This is a genomic window from Alloprevotella rava, from assembly GCF_014195585.1.
Taxonomy (GTDB): domain Bacteria; phylum Bacteroidota; class Bacteroidia; order Bacteroidales; family Bacteroidaceae; genus Alloprevotella; species Alloprevotella rava.
In genome coordinates this window covers 270,881-290,101 of record NZ_JACICA010000002.1, presented here as the reverse complement: position 1 = coordinate 290,101, position 19,221 = coordinate 270,881, and the positions used below count along the sequence as shown (strand labels likewise).

General features: G+C 49.0%; 12 protein-coding genes. 1 reads left to right on the top strand and 11 read right to left on the bottom strand.

Annotated features, from left to right (window positions below; genetic code table 11):
• The first annotated feature begins 608 nt into the window (after positions 1-608).
• A complete protein-coding gene (locus FHS60_RS03135) occupies positions 609-3,482 on the top strand; it encodes a M16 family metallopeptidase (protein WP_183694843.1) in 2,874 nt (957 codons plus the stop codon).
• A gap of 320 nt (positions 3,483-3,802) precedes the next feature.
• Here the strand turns inward: FHS60_RS03135 and FHS60_RS03130 are convergent, their stop codons facing one another.
• From FHS60_RS03130 to FHS60_RS03080, 11 genes are all read right to left on the bottom strand, one after another.
• On the bottom strand, positions 3,803-5,659 hold the full coding sequence (locus FHS60_RS03130; protein WP_244957414.1) for a thioredoxin family protein: 1,857 nt from the start codon (positions 5,657-5,659) through the stop codon (positions 3,803-3,805).
• Between the two features lie 744 nt (positions 5,660-6,403).
• Positions 6,404-7,834: a thioredoxin family protein gene (locus tag FHS60_RS03125; protein ID WP_244957413.1), complete on the bottom strand. Its 1,431-nt coding sequence runs from the start codon at positions 7,832-7,834 to the stop codon at positions 6,404-6,406.
• Between the two features lie 346 nt (positions 7,835-8,180).
• Positions 8,181-10,055 (bottom strand): thioredoxin family protein, encoded by a 1,875-nt coding sequence (locus FHS60_RS03120; RefSeq protein WP_183694840.1) that lies wholly within the window; start codon positions 10,053-10,055, stop codon positions 8,181-8,183.
• A gap of 139 nt (positions 10,056-10,194) precedes the next feature.
• Positions 10,195-11,889, bottom strand: coding sequence for a hypothetical protein (locus FHS60_RS03115; RefSeq protein WP_183694838.1), 1,695 nt, complete (start codon positions 11,887-11,889; stop codon positions 10,195-10,197).
• Positions 11,890-11,962: 73 nt separating this feature from the next.
• A complete protein-coding gene (locus FHS60_RS03110) occupies positions 11,963-12,640 on the bottom strand; it encodes a hypothetical protein (RefSeq protein ID WP_183694835.1) in 678 nt (225 codons plus the stop codon).
• A 74-nt stretch (positions 12,641-12,714) separates the two neighbouring features.
• Positions 12,715-13,497: an Omp28 family outer membrane lipoprotein gene (locus FHS60_RS03105; RefSeq protein WP_183694830.1), complete on the bottom strand. Its 783-nt coding sequence runs from the start codon at positions 13,495-13,497 to the stop codon at positions 12,715-12,717.
• 28 nt (positions 13,498-13,525) lie between these two features.
• Positions 13,526-15,196, bottom strand: a complete 1,671-nt coding sequence (locus FHS60_RS03100; RefSeq protein WP_183694827.1) for a DUF6029 family protein — start codon at positions 15,194-15,196, stop codon at positions 13,526-13,528.
• Positions 15,197-15,216: 20 nt separating this feature from the next.
• Entirely contained in the window at positions 15,217-15,705 is a 489-nt protein-coding gene (locus FHS60_RS03095) for a TlpA family protein disulfide reductase (protein ID WP_009347539.1), read from the bottom strand.
• A 288-nt stretch (positions 15,706-15,993) separates the two neighbouring features.
• On the bottom strand, positions 15,994-16,452 hold the full coding sequence (locus FHS60_RS03090; RefSeq protein ID WP_244957412.1) for a regulatory protein RecX: 459 nt from the start codon (positions 16,450-16,452) through the stop codon (positions 15,994-15,996).
• A gap of 8 nt (positions 16,453-16,460) precedes the next feature.
• A complete protein-coding gene (locus FHS60_RS03085; protein WP_183694821.1) occupies positions 16,461-17,246 on the bottom strand; it encodes a glycosyltransferase family 2 protein in 786 nt (261 codons plus the stop codon).
• Between the two features lie 131 nt (positions 17,247-17,377).
• Positions 17,378-18,643 carry a glycosyltransferase gene (locus FHS60_RS03080; protein ID WP_183694817.1) on the bottom strand — a complete coding sequence of 422 codons (1,266 nt, stop codon included), beginning with the start codon at positions 18,641-18,643 and terminating at the stop codon, positions 17,378-17,380.
• Between the last annotated feature and the right edge of the window lie 578 nt (positions 18,644-19,221).

The window sequence follows — 19,221 nt, the reverse complement described above, 5'->3', positions numbered from 1 at the left end:
TACTTTGTCAAATAGATTCTTATTCTATGCCTCCGTCAGTGGCTCAAAACTGAGCGCGCTTCCGTATGTGTGAATCGGAGCAAACCTCGGATTCGTGGATACAATAAGGCTGTCCGCTGGCATCCTTATTGTGTCGGCCGATAGCCTTATTCTGTCCGCCGACATCCTTATTGTATTGACGAGCCTCTTTAGCCTAAAAACGGGCAATTCTGCTCAAAATTTTTAGCAAAAAGGAGAAAACGACAAGTTGAACGGAGAAAATGGAGAATTTTTGTGAGAGTGCTGCTCAATATGTTTTGAAGAAAAAGTCAGTTTCTCAAAGATGCAGAAAAATGGGAGTGTAAGTGAGAAAACGTGAGTGTAAAGAAATCGGCTACAAAATAAGCGGTTGAAAGTGTTGCTAAAAGCTATGCTCGCGCAGGTCTTTTCGCGCCGCTAACGGAAAGGAGGGACAAATACAGGACTATGTGTGAGTTTTTCTTTGCATTTATTGTAGCTTAAAATTTGTTATGAATCTGTGTAGATATGCGGAATATGTCTTACATTTGCATTATACAATACTGTAATAGATACAATACAATTCTTTTAATTCATAAATCCAACGACTGATGAAACAGTTCAAAAAAACCTTGCTATTCCTGCTGACGCTGGCTCTCTTGCCCGCGATGCAGGTTTTTGCACAGCAAATCCAGCAAATCCCGCAGCTGCCTATTGATCCGGCAGTTCGCATGGGTGTCCTGCCCAATGGCATGACCTATTACATCCGTCACAACAATCTTCCTGAGAAGCAGGCTTTCTTCTACATCGTGCAGAAGGTGGGTTCTGTGCAGGAGGAGGAATCGCAGCGCGGTCTGGCTCACTTCTTGGAGCACATGGCCTTTGGCGGAACCACCAACTTCCCTGGTAGCGGCATCATCAACTACACGCAAAGAATCGGCGTGAAGTTTGGCGAGAACCTCAACGCCTACACCAGTACGGACGAAACGGTGTACAACATCGACAACGTACCCGTGACGCCGGCTAACCTTGACAGCTGCTTGCTCATCCTCCACGACTGGAGCCACGACTTGCTCCTCACACCGGAAGAAATCAAGAAGCAGCGCGGCATCATCCACGAAGAGTGGCGTTTGCGCTCAAGTGCCAGTCAGCGCATCTTGAACCGCAACCTCGAGAAGCTCTATCCGGGTTCACGCTACGGCAAGCGCATGCCAATTGGTTTGATGAGCGTGGTGGACAACTTTAAGCCCGAGGAGCTCAAAGCCTACTACCGCAAATGGTATCGCCCCGACTTGCAGGGCATAGTAGTGGTGGGCGACTTCGACGCTGCTCAAATGGAGGCTAAGGTTAAGAAACTCTTCTCCGACCTGCCCAACCCGAAGAACGAAGCTAAATATGAGAGCTATCCTGTGCCTGACAACAACGAACCTATCTATGTTATCGACAAGGACAAGGAACAGACTGTTGGCGTGATGGAGATCATGTTCAAGACGGAACCCATGGATCGCAACATGCGCGGTTCTCAGTATTTCCTGATGCAGAACTATTTCACTGCACTGGCCACTTCGGCTCTGAACCAACGTTTCAGCGAAATGACACAAAAGCCCGACTGCCCATTTGTTCAGGCAGGAGTGGACTACGGCACTTATCTGCTCTCCAAGACGTGTGACGCATTGTCCGTTTACATCGTTCCGAAGCCCGGTAAGGACGCTGAAGCTGTCAAGGCAGTTATGGCGGAAATCAAACGCGCTAACAAATTCGGTATTACAGAGACTGAGCTGATGCGCGCAGATGATGAATTCCTCAGCAACTTGGAGGCCGTTTACAACAACCGCGACAAGCAGAAGAGTAGCTACTACATCCCGCAGTACTACCGCCACTTCCTCGAGGGTAACGCTATCCCCAGCATCGAAACAGAGTATAACCTCTACAAGATGATTTCACAACAGCTCCGCGCATCCAAGCAGCTCGCTCCTGTGGTTAGCCAGATGGTGGCTGGACTGACGGCACGCACCGACACGAACTTCGTGTTCCTCGCTATGTATCCTGAAAAGGATGGCGTGGTAGTTCCTACTGAAGCACAGATGAAGGCGGCCGTTGAAGCAGGTATGGCTGAAAATGTCACTGCCTATGTGGACAATGTGAAGAACGAACCGCTCATCACCAAACTGCCCAAGGCTGGCAGCGTGAAGAAGCAGGAAGCTGCTGACTTCGGCTATACTAAATGGACGCTTTCTAACGGTGCAGTGGTTTATTTCAAGAAGACGGACTTCAACGAGAGCCAGATAATCATGAGCGCACAAAGTGCGGGTGGTCTGAACGAACTGAATATCAAGGACCCCAAGACACTTGTCAACGCACAGCTGGCTGCTGACATCGTGGACGGTACAGGTCTGGGCAACTTCAAGCAGACTGAGTTGGAAAAAGCTTTGGCTGGCAAGCAGGCAAGTCTAAGCTCATCTATCAACAACGATACTGAAAGTCTCGGCGGAAGCTCTACTCCGAAGGATTTGCGTACGCTCTTCGAGATGCTCTACCTCAAGTTTACAGCTATAGGTAATGATCCCGAAGCCTACAACAATACTTTGCTGAGCATGAAGACGCAGTTGGAGAACGCTGAAAAGGTTCCCGAAACAGCTTTCTCTGACTCTATCCGCACAACCATTTATGGTCACGACGCGCGCATCCGCACGACGGAACAGAAAAAGGCAGACTTCGCTCTCTACGACTATCAGCTGATGCAGAAGATTTATCGTGAGCGTTTCAACAGCCCGTCTGATTTCACGTTCTTCTTTACTGGTAACGTAGATGTTGATTCTCTGAAACAATTCTGCGAACTTTATCTCGCGTCTATCCCAGCTGCTAAGAAAAAGGAAGTACGCCGCGATCCGAAACTCGAACTTGTGAAAGGCCAGGTGACCAACAAGTTTGTGCGCAGTATGGAAACACCGAAGGCTAACATCGTTATCCTCTACCACGGTAGCCACCCCTACTCGCTCAAAGAGGCGCAAATTATCAACGCCTTTGGTTCTGTGCTCGATGACCGCGTACTCCAGAGTGTCCGCGAAAAGGCTAACATCGCCTACAGTACGCAGGCTGGTGCTAACGCAAGCTATGGCTTCCACCCGCAGTATTCTGTTCAGCTTTACTGCCCTGTGAAGCCTGCCAATGTGGACCAGGCGCTTCAGCTTATGAATGAAGCTATCAAGGAGATTGCAGAAAAGGGCGTGACCGCCGAAGAACTTGACAAGGTGAAGAAGTTTGAGATTAAGGAATACCAGGAAAGCCAAAAGAATAATGGATACTGGCAAGGACTTATCTCTGCTAAAACTTTCTGGAACCAAGACGGACGCACGGGTTACGAGGCTGCAGTGAACGGCGTAACAAGCCAAGACATTCAGAACTTTGCTAAAAACGTGCTTCTCAAGCAGAGTAACAAGTGCGCCATTATCATGATGCCGGAGAGCTTGCACGAAACAGAATAAGCAAACCTCGAATGGGTCAGCAGACCCTACATATTTCACAGGCCACCCAACGCAGTGTTGGGTGGCCTTTTTGTATGGAGAAACGAAAGGGAGAGAGGGACTGATAAGAAAGCCCTTTCCATCTCCCCATGAAGGGGAGTGCTCGGCTACCACAGGGGAGTGTGGGGTGTCTTTCGTGTGGCGCGGAGCAACCTTATTGCTCCGATTCTTTTGAAGACGAAACACCACGCTGCTAAGTACATCTCCTTTCGCACAAAAGAAAAGCGCCCAAGCGGGAGAGCTGGGCGCTATGAGAGAAAGCAGGTTGCTAAGCGTGCAACTTACTTGATGAAGATTTTGCGAGATATGCCGTTGCTGAGGCGTACGATGTTCATACCTTTTTGGGGAGCGTTGAGGCGTTTCCCGTCTACGCTGTAGTAAGCAACAGGAGTTTCGTTGGCGGCAGTAGTCACATCGTTCACGCCCGTATGTGTAGCGTAAGATTGAACCTTTGTCTTGCAAGCGTTGATAACGTAGTTGGTGGTGGGGTCAACGATAAAGGCCACCACTTCCAACATCTTTTTGTTTTGATAGATGGGATATTTGGCGGGGTTCTTTGCTTTGTCGAGGTTGAAAGTGTAATTGTGGGTGTAGTCCACATCTGCTGTCATCTTAGTGGGCAAGCTGCTAGCGATGCCGTGCTTGCTGGAACGGTCGCAAGCCACAAAATTGAAAGTTAAGCCTTTGATGAGATAGCTACCATTGGTGAACGGTTTCATTTCTTCTTCCGGGAAAGTACTACCTTCCCCCACCAGATTGTTTCTCTGCCCCCATCCGTCTTGATGATAAGGGTCGCCGGCTTCAGTCAAACCGTTGGCCACGAGAATATAGCCCACTTGGTAGTTAGCATAACCCAAATCGCGGGTGGAGAAAGTGCTGGACTGCGCTTGGATTTGTGTTTCAGCCTCGTCCGTAAAGTAAGCCTTCACGCTGATGTTCATCGGTGTGAATCTCTTGTTTCTCTGTTCCACCAAAGTTTTCATGCCGAAGCCTGAACCAGATCTGCCGTGGAAGGGATCAATGTTTTTTTCCTCTCGGTCAATGGAAGCCGTGGGGAAACCTCCGATGGAGATGGGGAAGTCCTGCGAAAATGCCATGGGGTCGCGGTCGTGGTAGGCCACACCAATGAAATCCTCCTTTAGAGTTTTTGCCAGCAATTCCATGCTTACAAATCCCTTCGGACACCAAGGACACCATGTTCCAGTGTACTCTTCCACGAGTGCGCGCTTTTTAGGTATGGAAGTATAGACATTCATATTCTGCGTGGCGGAAGGAAGCTTTCCTTGATTGGCTTGATTGTTGACTTTATTGATGGTAACTGTGAGCGGGCAAATGCCTTTCTGGGTCATTTGTGGCAGGGTGATGTTGAAGTTTGCAGTGCGGCCGAAGTGTACCGGTATAGGGGTGCTAAACTCTTGATGGGCCGAATTGCTGATGCCGTTAATTTCATAGGTATAGTCAACAGAGCTGATAGCGGATGTCCCATGGTTGTGGATGCTAAGCTCTACTTCCGGTTGAGCTCCAAGCTGCGTGATATTGTCTGCAAAAGACACACCAGCAGCGTTGGGGGCTGCTCCTGTCAGAATGACCTGCATGGCCAATGACTTTCTCAGGAATGCGCTTTTCTTTTTCCATACGCGGAAAGTGCGCCCCGTAAATACCCATAGATTTTCCTCCGACGGTTGGTTGACAGTAACAATAGGATTATTGGAAGTCTTATCAACGTTGAAGGTGTAGCCAGCATAAATGCCCTCCTCCGTAATGGTGTAGGGTTGGGAGAGTGTGACATCGACCCAGCCAGCCTGGATGGCGAAACTGTCGACCAGCACATCGGCCACATTCTGACTGTTGTTCACATTTAGTTTCTTACTGAGGAAAACAGCTCCCTTGGAGAGATTCTCGGCATCGTCTGCAAAAGGAATGCGCAGGCGGGTGATGGTGAGCCCCACGAGTGCCGGATCTTTGAGCAGCATAGCTACTCCATAGTTTTCGATTCTTTTGGTGCCCCACGTTGTAGTAGGCCCTGACTCGTAAGCCCCGTAGGTTAATGTGTTGCTACTTTGTGCTGCTGCGGGCATAAAACCTGTGCACAGCAGGGCGAGGCAGAACAAAAAGGAAACAAGTTTTTTACGTTGCATATATCTTTTATTGATTAGGATAAAAACAGGGTATGGAAGCATACACCGAAGCTACAAGCTGCCATTCTGCGGCAACTTATGAGCGAGTGTGTACTTATCTTTGTATAGGTCTGTTTCCATGGAAGATGGTATATATACCAAAAAACAGGAAAATCAGACGAAGGACAAAAATAGTATAAACTCTGGTAAAATCACTCCCTTCTTCAAGGTTTTTTCCATGTTTTTGCTATTCTGCTTCTTTATGATTGTCAACTCGCTTCGCAGTCTACAGCCTCGAGAATGGCTCAAAATCCAACTTCTTTGCCTGCGGTTGGAAATAACGCCTATTTGAAGCATTACCCAAATAGGGCTATTTTTAGCTTTTCAAGGCAAAATGAAAAATACAATAAGGATATTCTCAAACGCAATAAGGATGTCAGTTGATAGCCTTATTGTGTCAGCTGACACAATAAGGAAAAATGCGCTTATTCGGGACATGTTGGCCACTGATTTTATGCGAAATCGGTATTTTTCTATCCTTTTTAACCGAAAAATAAGGAAAGCACTTCACGGTTCAGATGTTTTCGTACCCATCCAAGTGATTTTGAGCGAAATCTTTGAGATTTCCGTTTCTAAAAGAGAAAAGTTGGTTGTCAAAGAAATGGTGAAAAACAGCGTGCGGGAAATGCTGCTCGAAATAAAAGAAAAGCGCCCAAGCGAGAGAGCTGGGCGCTATGAGAGAAAGCAGGTTGCTAAGCGTGCAACTTACTTGATGAAGATTTTGCGAGAAGTGCCGTTGCTGAGGCGTACGATGTTCATACCCTGCTTAGGAGCGTTGAGGCGCTTCCCGTCTACGCTGTAGTAAGCAACAGGAGTTTCGCTGCCGGCGGTAGTGATGTCGGTCACGCCCGTATGTACAGGATAGGACTGAACTTTTGTTTTGCAGGCGTTGACTACTTTCTTGGTCTCTGAGTTAATGATGAAAGCCACTACCTCCAGTTTGTTCTTGTCCTGATATATTTCGTGGCCTGCAGCATTCTTTGCCATGGCCAGTTTGAAGCGGTAGTCGTGCGTGTAGTCCACATCGGCTGTCATTTCCGTGGGCAGACTGCCAGCGATACCATGTTTGCTGGAACGAGCACAAGCCACGAAATTGAAGGTAAGACCTTTGACGAAAGAGTCTCCTGAAGTGAAAGGTTTAAAATCTTCTTCGGGATAAGTCTTACTATTACCTTTTAGATTGTTATGCTGTGCCCATTTACCTTGGTGATAAGGATCGCCCGCTTCGGTCAAGCCATTGGCCACGAGGATATAGGACACTTGAAATTTTGCTTCTTTCAAATCGACAGGCGTAGAACTTGTGCTGCGTGTCTGGATAATGGTTTGCGCCTCATCCTCAAAGTAAGCCTCCACTTTGATAGATAAGGGCGTGAACATCTTGTTTTTTTCTTCTAACAGATTCTTCATGCCGAAGCCGCTACTTGACTTGCCTTTGTATGGGCTAAGAGAGTTCTCAATTCTGTCAAGGGAAGCTATCGGAAAACCGCCCACAGGGATGGAATAGTCAGTTGTAAAAGCCATTGGGTCGTTTTTGTGATAGGCTACACCAATGAAGTCCTCCTTGAAAGCCTTATCGAGCATTTCCATTGCAGCAAATCCGATTGGACACCAGCCACACCAAGTGCCGGTGTACTCTTCTATCAAAGTACGCTTTTTAGGAATCTCGGAATAAACGGCGATGTAGTGTGTCTCAGCAGGAGCTTTGTCTTCATTGGCTTGATTGTTCACCTTATTGATGGTCACTGTCAACGTGCGCGAGCCTTTCACGGTCATCTTAGGTAAGGTGATGTCGAATTTGGCCGTTTGGTCAGAAAGAGCAGGTAAAGCTGTCGAGAACGTTCTATAGCCTGTTTGAGAAATGCCATTGATTTCGTAAGTGTAATTGATAGAGCTAATCTTCGCCGTACCATGGTTGGTGATGGTGAGGTTTACTTTGGGCTGAGCGTTGAGCTGTGTGGTGGAGCTGGAGAAGCTCACGCTGGCAGCATTGGTAAGTGCGTCTGTCTGGGGGGACTGCATAGCGAGCGGTTTTCCCAATAGGCTGCTTTTGTTGCTACTTTGTGCCGCTACGGGCATAAAACCTGTGCACAGCAGGATAAGACAGAGCAGAAAGGAAATAAGTTTTTTACGTTGCATATATCTTTTATTTATTCGGATAAAAATAGGGTATGGAAGCAAGCCCTGGGTAAACAAACCGTCATTAGGTGGAAGCTCGTGAACAGGTTTTCACTTGTCTTCGTATAGGTCTGTTTATATGGATGATGATGTATATATCAAATATATAGGAGAATTAGAAAAAGGGCAAAAATACTATAAACTCTGGTGAATGGATGCATATCTTTAGAGGATTTTTTTAGTTTTATGTTATTTTGCTTCTTTGTGTGTCTAAATAAACATTATAAATGTTGCTCGTGGCAAAAGAAAAGCGCCCAACTTAGAGAGCTGGGCGCTATGAGGGAAAGCAGGTTGCTAAGCGTGCAACTTACTTGATGAAGATTTTGCGAGATGTGCCGTTGCTAAGGCGTACGATGTTCATACCCTGCTGGGGAGCGTTGAGGCGCTTACCGTCTACGCTGTAGTAAGCAACAGGAGTTTCGCTGCCGGCAGTAGTGATGTCGGTCACACCCGTATGTGCAGCATAGGACTGAACCTTTGTCTTGCAAGCGTTGATAACTGCTTTGGTGTTGGCATCAATGACGAAAGCCACTACTTCCAGCTTATTTTTATCCTGATAGATTTCGCGCCCAGAAGTGTTCTTTGCCAGGGCCAGTTTGAAGCGATAATCGTGCGTGTAGTCCACATCGGCTGTCATTTCCTTGGGCAGACTGCCAGCGATGCCATATTTGCTGGAACGTGCACAAGCCACGAAGTTGTAAGTAAGTCCCGTGACGATAGAGCCACCTGAAGTGAAAGGCTTGAAATCTGGTTCAGGATAAGTAGCGCTCATACCTGGCAGATAGTTTTTCTGTGCCCAGTTGCCTTGGCGATAAGGATCGCCTGCTTCGGTCAAGCCATTGGCCACGAGGATATAGGATACTTGGAATTTTGTATCTTTCAAATCAACCGGTGCGAAAGTGGTGCTGCGTGTCTTGATAACGGTCTGCGCCTCATCCTCAAAGTAAGCCTCCACTTTGATAGCTACCGGCGTGAACATCTTGTTTCTTTCTGCCAAATCTCTTCTCATACCGAAACCGCCGCCTGACTTGCCGCCGTATGGGTCAAGAGAGTTTTCAACTCTATCAAGGGAAGCTCTGGGATAACCGTCTACACCGATGGGGAAATCGCCTGTAAAGGCCATCGGGTCTCCACTGTGGTAGGCTACACCAATGAAATCCTCCTTGAGCTCCTTTTCAAGTATTTCCAAAGCAACAAATCCGCGGGGACACCAGCCACACCAAGTGCCGGTGTACTCTTCCAATAATGCGCGCTTCTTGGGAATCTCTGAATAAACGGCTAAGTCGTGTGCGTCGGCAGGAGCTTTGTCCTCGTTGGCTTGATCGTTGACCTTGTTGATGGTCACTGTCAGCGTGCGTGCGCCTTTCACCGTCATCTTGGGTAAGGTGATGTCGAAATTGGCGGTCTTGCCGAAGAGAGCGGACAGAGCTGGCGAGAACGCTTTATGGGCTGTTTGAGAAATGCCATTGATTTCGTAAGTGTAGTCGATAGAGCTAATCTTCGCCGTACCATGGTTGGTGATGGTGAGGTTTACTTTGGGCTGAGCGTTGAGCTGTGTGGTGGAACTGGCGAAGCTCACGCTGGCAGCATTGGTGGGTGCGCCTGTCAGCAGAACCTGCATGGCAAGCGATTTGCCCAAGAGCTGACTCTTGTTGCTCCATTTCTTGTAGGTGCGGTTAGAGAATACCCACAGATTGTTTTCAGAGGCAACATCAACAGTTATAACGGGTTTCAGACCATTCTTATTGGCACTGAAAGTATAGCCCACAAAAACGCCGTCTTCTGTAATGGTGTAGGGCTGAGAGAGCGTGATGTCGAGCCAGCCAGCCTTGATGATAAAGCTGTCCACTAAGATGTCGGCCACATTGTGAATATCAGTGGAGGTTGCGCCCTTTTCTACTTTCAATTCCTTTGAGAGGAAAAGAGCGCCACGGCCCAAGTTTTTCGCTTCGTCATCGAAAGGAATGCGTACCTTAGTGATGGTGAGACCAACAAGGGAGGGATCTTTGAGCTGCATAGCCACACCGCAGTTTTCGGCCTTGAGTGTGCCCCAACTGGTGGTAGCTCCGGATTCGTAAGACCCATAAACGAGAGGGTTGCTGCTTTGTGCTGTTGCAGATGTGAAGCCTGTACACAGCAAGGCAAGCACCAAGAGGATGGAATAAAGTCTTATTTGTTTCATATCTTTGATGTTTTGATTATTAGAAAGAGTGGGTAAAGAGCAGGGAAAGTTCTCGGACTTGTCAGACAAGAGAAACCGGTCTGGCAAGTCGGAGAACCTATGGTGGTCATAAGGTTATGACTGTTCACTCAATCATTTATTACTGGATAACCTTCTCTACGCTACCATCTTCCTTACGGATGAGATTGATACCCTTACGAAGTCCTTTCTGGCGACGGCCCAAGAGATCGTAGTAGACCTTGGCTGGACTGCCGTTGTTGGAATTCTGAACGCCTTGTATAGAGGTGCTCTTCGGGAGCTTATACCAGGTGATGTTGCTCTCGCGCGTTTCGCCACCGCCCTTATAGACGCTCTGGAAACCGATAGAGTCCTGCACCTCGGTGAAGAAGAAGAGGAGGCGGAGCGTATTGGTGTAGCCCATGATGTACTCTTTGTCTGTGAACCAGAAGGGGATTTCCGTCATTTCGTCCTCCGGAAGCGCAGGGTAGTCAATCTTGTCGAATGTGAAAGGCGTTTCGGGATCGTCCACATACATGCGGTAGTACATTGAGTCTGGGTTGATATATTCGCCGTTTACGTCGTGCGGAGAGATGATAAACTGTACTTGTGCGATACCTTTTTGGATGCGCTCATCGTAAGTATAGTTGCGGAAATTTCTCTCGGGCTTCCAGAATTGTGGAGCCTGTGGCGTGGCGGCTTTCTCAACGAAAGGATAGATGCGCAGGCTGGGAGAAGCGTAGACATTATAGGTGTCGTGGCCGAAGACTTTGGCAACGATGGCATACTCTTTCGGAAGAACAAATGTATGGGAGATAGCATCGTAGTCGAAGATGATGTCGCCAGTGATGAAGCTTACTTTGTAGCCTCCAGGGCTGTTATCGTCCCATGCAAAGCGTACGCCAGAGAAATAGAGCAGGCGGTTGTATTCTTTGCTTACACCCATGAATTGGGGCGACTTGAAGATAACTTTGTTGCCTAAGATTGTTCCTTTGAAATACAGCGTGGTGTCGGCGGGAGAACTCATGTAGATGTCATTGCCTGAATAGCCCACGTTGACAAAAGTATGGATTGTTTCAGAGCCTTGCTTGTTGATGGTGTTGGCCCAGACGTATTTTGTCACTTCCAGATTGGCTGGTTTCGTCACGGGCGTATCCTCGTTGGCAATATACTTATAGCCATAGCTACCATAGGGATACCACGTGCCATCTCCATCGGTTAGACCAAGAATCTCGGAGCCGTCTGTCGTTACCTGGGAGAGAACGCCTTTGTTGTCCATACGGAAACGTATGTTCAAGTTATTACCTACTGTATAGCCGCGCTCGTTGACCGTGGCAGGAGTACTGCCGCCGAGTTTTGTAACGTAGAATGTTTTCTTTTCATTCTTCGAGTTTGTGCGAATCATGATGGCTTGCGGCGTACGAAGTTCCCAGTTGCCTTTATCATCAACCTTGCTGATGCGAATCCAACCTTGTTCGCCTTCATATTCGGTGAGGCTGTTCTTTATCCAAATGGCTGTGTCGCCTTGATTAACATAGGTCGTAGCGCGTGCTTCCATTTCGTGGGAGAAGATACGGCTGTAGCCACTGATGGGGTAGAAACCTTTGCCGTACCAAGCTGCGTTGACGAGCTTTCCCTCGGGCTGTGTGAGTACGGGCTCTGTAGTGATGGGTTTGAGGGCTTTGGGCGAAATCGCGCGGGCTTTAGCCGACGATTGGAGACTGACAATTTGAGTCAGATCCGCTTTGTTCTGCTCGTTAGTGGGGAGTTGCTGCAACTGCGCAAGAGCGGGCAGTCCGCACATGGCAGCTAACAGGAAGAAAGTATATTTTCTCATGAGATTTATAGGGATGATAGGATGAAACAAAGACTTGCCAGAGCGATAAATGCTTGGCAAGTCAGTTTCTTTTTTATTTCTGATATTGTTTGATAGTCTTGCCGTTGGACAGGACAAGGATGTTTAGACCTTTCTGCGGTGCGCTGAGGCGTTGTCCAAGGGCGTTGTAGCGTGCCACTACACTTGCTCCGTCGTGGGTGGTGGAGTGGATGCCAGTAGGATCAGCGTAGACAAACTTTACTGTGATTGTCGGACCGTTACCTATAACGTCGCCGTAGACAATCTGCTTGCTTCCTTCTACATCCTTTTCAACGGCTTCGATAACATCAACGTGCAGCGTGGTAACACACTCTTCGTAGGCCGTTGGTTCCCACTCAAGTTGTAAGTCGTCCGTTGCGTTTTCGTTCAAACGGCCTTGTTTGGTTTGTAAGCCGACTGTATCGTAAGAACTACAGTTGCCAAGCATGCAGAAAAGTAAATTGCCGTTTGGTATCTTCTTTACATCGAGCGTCACTTGTGCACCTACCTTTTCGCCGAGGGTATTCTTCAGAAAGAGGCCTGACTTTATTTGTGTGGTACCAAAGTCGTTCTGCTCAGCTACATTGACTGTCCACGTAGAACCATTAGGTACTTCTGTCCCGTCTGCGGTAACGAATTTGAAAGTCTCGTCGAGTTCGTCGGCGCCCGACTGTGCGTAGCTCACGCTATAGGTTGCAAAGAGAGCTAAAATAAGCGTAAAAATTTTCTTCATAGACGTATTGTTTTAGTGTTTAGGTGTGTGGATGATTTGCTCTGATAGAGCGATGAGTTATAGTATGGGGTTGTTTAGTTTGTCTTAAAAGCTGAACGTTTCACTTGAAGTACGCCGCGGTCGTTGTACACAAAAGCGATGAGCCAGAGGTGGCGCGGAACCCATGTTGCAGCAAAATCGGTGGAGAAGTTGATGGTAGTGGTTTCTCCCTCCTTCACGTTGACGGCTTCTCCAGCTTCGCCATTGACGGCAGTACGGAAAACGTGCATGTGAAGGTAGTTGCGGTTCGTTGTTCCATCAGGCATCATTTGGATTGCGGTGATGCTGTCTTCAACAACCCAAAGTTGCAGCTTGCCTTGTATGCTTCCGTCGAGGCCTTCGAGGGAGATGGTGCCGCTGCCGCTTGTGCCGTTGGTCTTGGCATCAATTTTAATGTTGAGCGGAGCGGTCTGCTTGAGCTGTTCGTGGACGATGCCCGCCCACGCCGTATAGTCGCTCTTGCCCAGATAGTCGATAACGCCCTGCGGCTGGTATTCGATGTTCCATTGGCGGTAGTAGTTGTCGCCCGTAGTAGTGCTAAGGCCCACAGTCTTTGCGTTGCCACGGAATCCAAGCGGTCCGGAGTGCATTCCGACAGCGATAACCGTGTCCGCACTATACTGCTTCTGGATTTTCTCAATCTCGTGGGAGGCCTTGGGGCAGTTGATGCAGCGCTGCCCTGTGAAGTCGACGAGCAGAACGTTTTTGCCCACAGCTGCGGGCTTCACGTAGGTGAGTCGATGCTCTTCGTCAATCTGTGTAGAGCAGGCGCTGAACAGCAGCATAGCTCCTATTATATATAATAATGTTCTTTTCATAAATGCGCGGTTTCTATCCTTCAGGAGATTAGAAGTTGTAGTTGTAAGAAACGGTCCATCCTTGGTAGGAAGGGACATAGCGACAAACACCTCCCGAGCAGTTGTAGCCAGCACGTGTGCGTACATAGCCAGCTTGGATGCGGTGAGAGCCTACATTATAGGTTGCCAGCAAGTTCCAATAGTGTTTGTGAGTTTTTCCCACGTTGTATTCGTCGCTTACCGTAAACATCCAGTGAGGTGCTAACGAAAGTTCGAGCAGTCCAAATGCCCAGTCGCCTTCATCGTTTGGCGTCGTGAGATATTGTGCTTCTGCGCGTAGCGTTGTCTTAGGTGAGAACTGGTACTTGGCATCTGCCACGAAGATGTTGGAACGTATCTTTCCGCCCTCGCCTTCTACAGCCGTCTTGTTGTAGAGCTGGTTCATGTACATCAAGTGTAGCTTGAAGTTGCGCGTGAGGCGTTTATCCAGCTGAACGTTGAAATCTTGGTAATAAGTCTCGTCGCCCCATTTCCAAAAGGCCGAGCCGTAGCCGTCAGTACCGCGACCGCCAGGAGTTCCAGCAATTCCTGCGAGACCATGCGCGTTTTTGGCGATGGAATGGATGTGGGAGAAGTTTACTTGCAGACCCGTGCCATACTTACCTCCCAGCAGCGTGCGACGTTTGAAGTTGTAGCCCACTTGTCCTTGGTAAGCCCACTCGCCTTTGGACAACTGTGTGGCATAGGGGTAGAGTGCCGCCAGCGTATAGGTGTGTTCGTAGGCAAATGCCGGCATGTGGTCGATGAAGCTCGACGAGCCGTTCATTTGTCGGCGCGAGCGGCTCGACATATTGTCTGTGCGCTTGGCTTGAGCCAGCACGCTGAAACCTTTCTTTGAGTAGGACGCCGATAGCATAGCGGCGTATCCTTTTCGGTATATATATCCGTTATCGAAAGAGGGATCTTGTGTTTTCTGGGCATATTCTGCCAAGAGACTGAAAGGTCCTTTTTGCAGATTAGCCCTAACATCCCACGCGTCGACCGAAGTTGGGAAATTCAGTTTATGGGTTGCATCGTAAAAGACGCTGCCGTCCTCGTCGGCTCCTTCGCGCTTGTTCAGGTAAGAGCCACCGAGCGTTAAGTAAGTGCCGCTCTGCTCCAGCGCTTTCACCCACTGGTCGATGCTAAGTTCGAGATCCGCACCAGCCAACCAAGCGTGGTTGTAGTTCCAATAGCGGCGTTGGCGGCCCGCAAGACCTTTCAGGCGAACACCCTTGATAGGCTTCACGATAGCTCGTGCACCAAAGAGCGAGTTGTCTATACCGAGCGAGCGCTCCTCATAGGTGCGCAGGATAAAGCCCGAACCAAACTGTTCGTAGAAGTTACCGCCCGTCACTTCCATATTGCGGAATTTTGCTTTCAGATAGAAGTAGGGAACGCCCCAGCCTTTGAAGTCTTTCTCAAATCCTGGTAGCGGATGATCCAGATAGGAAAAGCGGCCGCCAGCATCCAGAAACTTACTCATGAAGTTGAGGTCCAAGTAGGTGTTCGTACGGAAGTTCTCGTGAGAACCATCGCTTTGCGTGCCTTGTGGGACAAGCATATCGCTCTGCACACTACCGCTCAGCGAGGGATTATAGTGTCCATCGTTTTCCATTTCTTGTGCACACACAGGTAGGGCCAAGAGTGCAACAGCTGGAAGCAAATGTTTCTTTTTCATATTGTGGAAGTCGCTATCTTTTATTTAATGAGTTCTCTGACTTTCTCAATGAGTTCCGCCTCGGCCCCTTCCGTGTAGCCATTGTGTTTGTAAACGATGTTGCCTTTTCCGTCGCACACGATGACATAGGGAATCATCTGTATGCCTAAGGCGCGCTTGAAGTCACCGTTTGGATCGAGCAGCACCTCATAGGGCCATCCGTGTTGGTCAACGAGAGGGCGCACTTTGTTGATGTTCTGCGCCTGGTCGATAGAGACGGCAAAAAGTTTCACGCCTGTTTCTGCCACCCAGTCCTCATACACTTCACTGATGGCGGTGAGTTCTCGGTTGCAAGGTTTACACCAAGTGGCGAAGAAGTCGATGATAAATGGTTTTCCGCCGTTTGAAAGCGTATCGGTCTGTACTGTCTTGCCGTTGATGTCCTTCAGCGTGACGGACGGCAGCTGAGCGTTCATAACTCCTGTTGCACAGATAACTGCAAAGAAAAGAGAAACTAAGAATTTGCGCATAGCTTCGGATTGGTTTGGTAATATTGTTGACACTCAATGAAAGCGGACTGTGCCCGCCAATAATGCCGTGAAAGGCATTTGTCTTTCCGACCGCGCAAATTTATAGAAAAGTTTTGTAACTATATAGAGATGAGAAAGATTATTGGTGGATAATTTTTCTATTTCTCTTTGCAGCTGTAGAAAGAAAGCATATTCGTGGCTCTTTTTCTTAGATGTGCTTGCATGATAGCATTATGGGGCGGCGGTAGGGAATAGAATGGCCGATGCCTCTGCGGCTTGTGTTTTTCGTTAGTCTTCTCCCATCACGCGAAACACTAAATCGGCCTCAAAACCTCTCCCTGCTGCGAAGCGGAGGAGCTTTTGTGCGCATTCGTAGTCGGTTGCGGCTTTGATGGTGGGCGTTTTTGTCAGTAGGAGTTTGCGGAGTATCTGTCGGTACTCCTCTTCGTCGATTGTGGCCAAGGCTTGTTCGATATGCTCGTTGCTGATATTTTTCACCACCAAAGCCTGCCGCGTTTTCATACGTCCCCAATGGTCGTAGAGCGTCTTATCGTGAACAAAGGCGCAGGCATAGCGAGCTTCGTCCACAAAGCCTTCTTGCTCCAGTTGCTCAAGGACATCCTCGCAGTCGGGGCGCGAAAGTCCGCGCTGCATAAACTTCTGCGCCAGTTCCATACGGCAGTATTCTTTCAGCGCACAGCGCGTTGCTGCCCAGTTGTAGGCCTCTTCTTTGGTGAAAGGTTTCATACGCATCATTAGTGAATCAAGGCGCGAATAACAAACCACAGATGCTTGGCTACGGTAGTGCCCAGGCCGTAGTAGCGGGTCATGATGCGGAAACGCTCAAAGAGGCTGCGGCGGCGGTTGCGCGTGGTCATGCCTTCGCTTAGGTAGTCGGTCAGTATGAGGTGGGAATTGAGCAGCGTGAGCTTGCGGCGCTCCGCTTCGCGCATGATGCGGATGGTCCAATCGAAGTCGGCCGAAAATCTGTACTTCAGATTGTAGCGCAGCTCCTTAGCCAAGTCGGCGCGGGCATAGAAACTCTGATGACACACCAGCATTCCGTTGTTGAAATCTTTCCACGACAGATTTTCTGGCGGCGTGAGTCGGCGGCGGTGTAGAAGATTGCCGAAGCTGTCCACAATGTGCGTGTCGCCATAAACCACGGCCGGTTGCTTTTGTTCATCTTGTATGGCGCGGGCAATACAAGAGAGCGTATCTTTTGCATGAAACTTATCGCCGGCATTTAGGAAAACGATGTAGCGACCTGTAGCTAATGCCAGCCCCTTATTCATGGCGTCGTAAATTCCGTAGTCGTTCTCGCTGAGGCAGTTGAGTTCGTGGCGCACGGCCGCATTGGAGTTACGCTCCATATAGTGATGGAATTTCTCCAACGTATCGTCCGTGGAATTACCATCAATAACGAGGTGTTCCACATAAGGATAGTCCTGTTCCTCTACGCTGTTAAACGTTCTATCTACAAGTGCGCCAGCGTTGTAAGTCACTGTAATGACCGTTATCTTTAGGGGTTGTCGAGCCATATATATAAATGAGTAGCCCTTTTCTGCTTCTAACGTTTCGGATAAAAAGCCAATGGGCTAACGATGCTATGTTTTTTGATTAAGAAATATGGAGGAGTCCTCCCACGGCCTCTGCGCCGCGTTGTGTCTTATTATATAGCGACCGCGCTGGAAGCCAATGCCGATTCATACAACTGTATGTGTTTCTCGGCCACAGCCTGCTCGCTGTATGTACTCTCGGCCATTTGGTGCGCGCGTAGGCAGAACTTCTGGTAATGTTCGTCGATGAGCGTACCAAGAGTAAGCTCTGCGAAGTGGTCTGCATCTTTGTAGCGCGCCAAGTAGCCATTAAGGCCGTCTTTAATCATCTGAGGTAAGCCGCCAATGTTGAAACCCACACACGGCAAGGCGCAAGCCTGCGCTTCCACAATGGTGTTGGGCAGGTTGTCCATCAGCGTGGGCATCACAAGAAGGTCGGCCGCCTGGTAGAGGTCGCGCATGCGCGCTGCGTCTTTCACATATTCCTGCGGGAAGCAGGAGCAAGCAAACGCGTCTTTCAGCGTGTCGGCTTCAAGGCCCACGGGAATCACTCCCAGCTGACTGATCCATTCCGGGTATCGTTCGGCGATGATGTGGGTGGCTTTGATGAGATAGTCGATGCCTTTGTTCTTATCCGTAGCTTTGAGCGCCACGAAGAGCAGCAAGCGTTTGTTGCGCGGCAATCCGAGGCGTTCGCGCGCCGCCTGCTTGTCGCCTGGCACGTAGAAGTTGGTGTCGATGGCGTTTGGTATGCTCACAACCTCGTGACCCTTCGTCAGCGGAGCTTGATAAGCCAGTTTGCAGAGCCATTCGCTGCACGCCACAAAATGTATTTTCCCCTGCGCGTAAGTGTTGATTTTGTTTTCAAACACGCGGTAGGAAAGGTCGCGCTCATTAGGGCGCATCAGCAGTCGGCAGTCGTGACAGTGCGACAGCCAGTTTTCACACTCTTTGGCATGGTGGCAAATGCCTGTGATGGGCCACATATCGTGCATTGTCCATACCACGGGTTTCCCCGTCTTGAGGATTTTTGCCAAATCGCCCAAGGAAAGCATCCCTTGGTTTATCCAATGGAGATGAACGAGGTCTGCTTCTTCAAATTCGCGCAACTTAGTGATGTCCATACCATGTGTGCCCGCATCGATAGCCCAGAGGTTCTCGCGTGAGCGGTTGATGGCGAATATCTCAGCCCGTTCGGCCACAAACTTAGCCCGCATCAGCGGATTCCGAGCCTTGATAACGTTCGGATTGTCCGTTTGCTTGTCGCGCACGAGCATATGTGTCTGCACGTTGTGGTTATTTAGGGCGTGCATCAAGCGAGACGCTGCGATGGCCGCGCCGCCTGTCTGCTCCGAGGTGTTCACCAATAGTACTTTCATCTTGCTGACAAATTGATTCTTGCTGCGAATTTACATAGTTTTTAAGAAAAAGGTCCGCCAGAAAGGATAAATTTATGTTTCGGCAGTTCTTGGCAGTTGTTGAGAAGCACAAGCAGGTCAGGGGAAGAGCTCCCTCCATCTCCCCCATAAGGGGGGGAGTGCTCGGCTTTGGCTCTCGGACGGGTCGGACAAGTCGGACGGGTCAGACCAGTCCGATCTGTCCAAGAACCAATACTGATTCGTGCTCCTTCGCCCCTTTCGTGCTCCTTCGTGGGCTAAAATTATCAACAGATTTCCTACTTTTCCCCTTCCACAAACGCCTCAAAATCGAGCACGAAAGGGAGAGAGCGAAGAAAGCAACCTTTCTGTGCGCCGATTTCCTTATTGCATCCGCCGGCACAATAAGGCTGTCGGCCGACAGAATAAGGAAGCCAGCTGACACAATAAGGAAACTGACGGAGAGGATAAGGATGGTTTTCGCCAAAAACGGCCGAAAAGGAGAGGCTTCCTTATAAAATCTGCGCCACTTGCAGGATTTCGCACGACTTTTCCCTTCCAAGGAAGCAAAAATGGCTCGC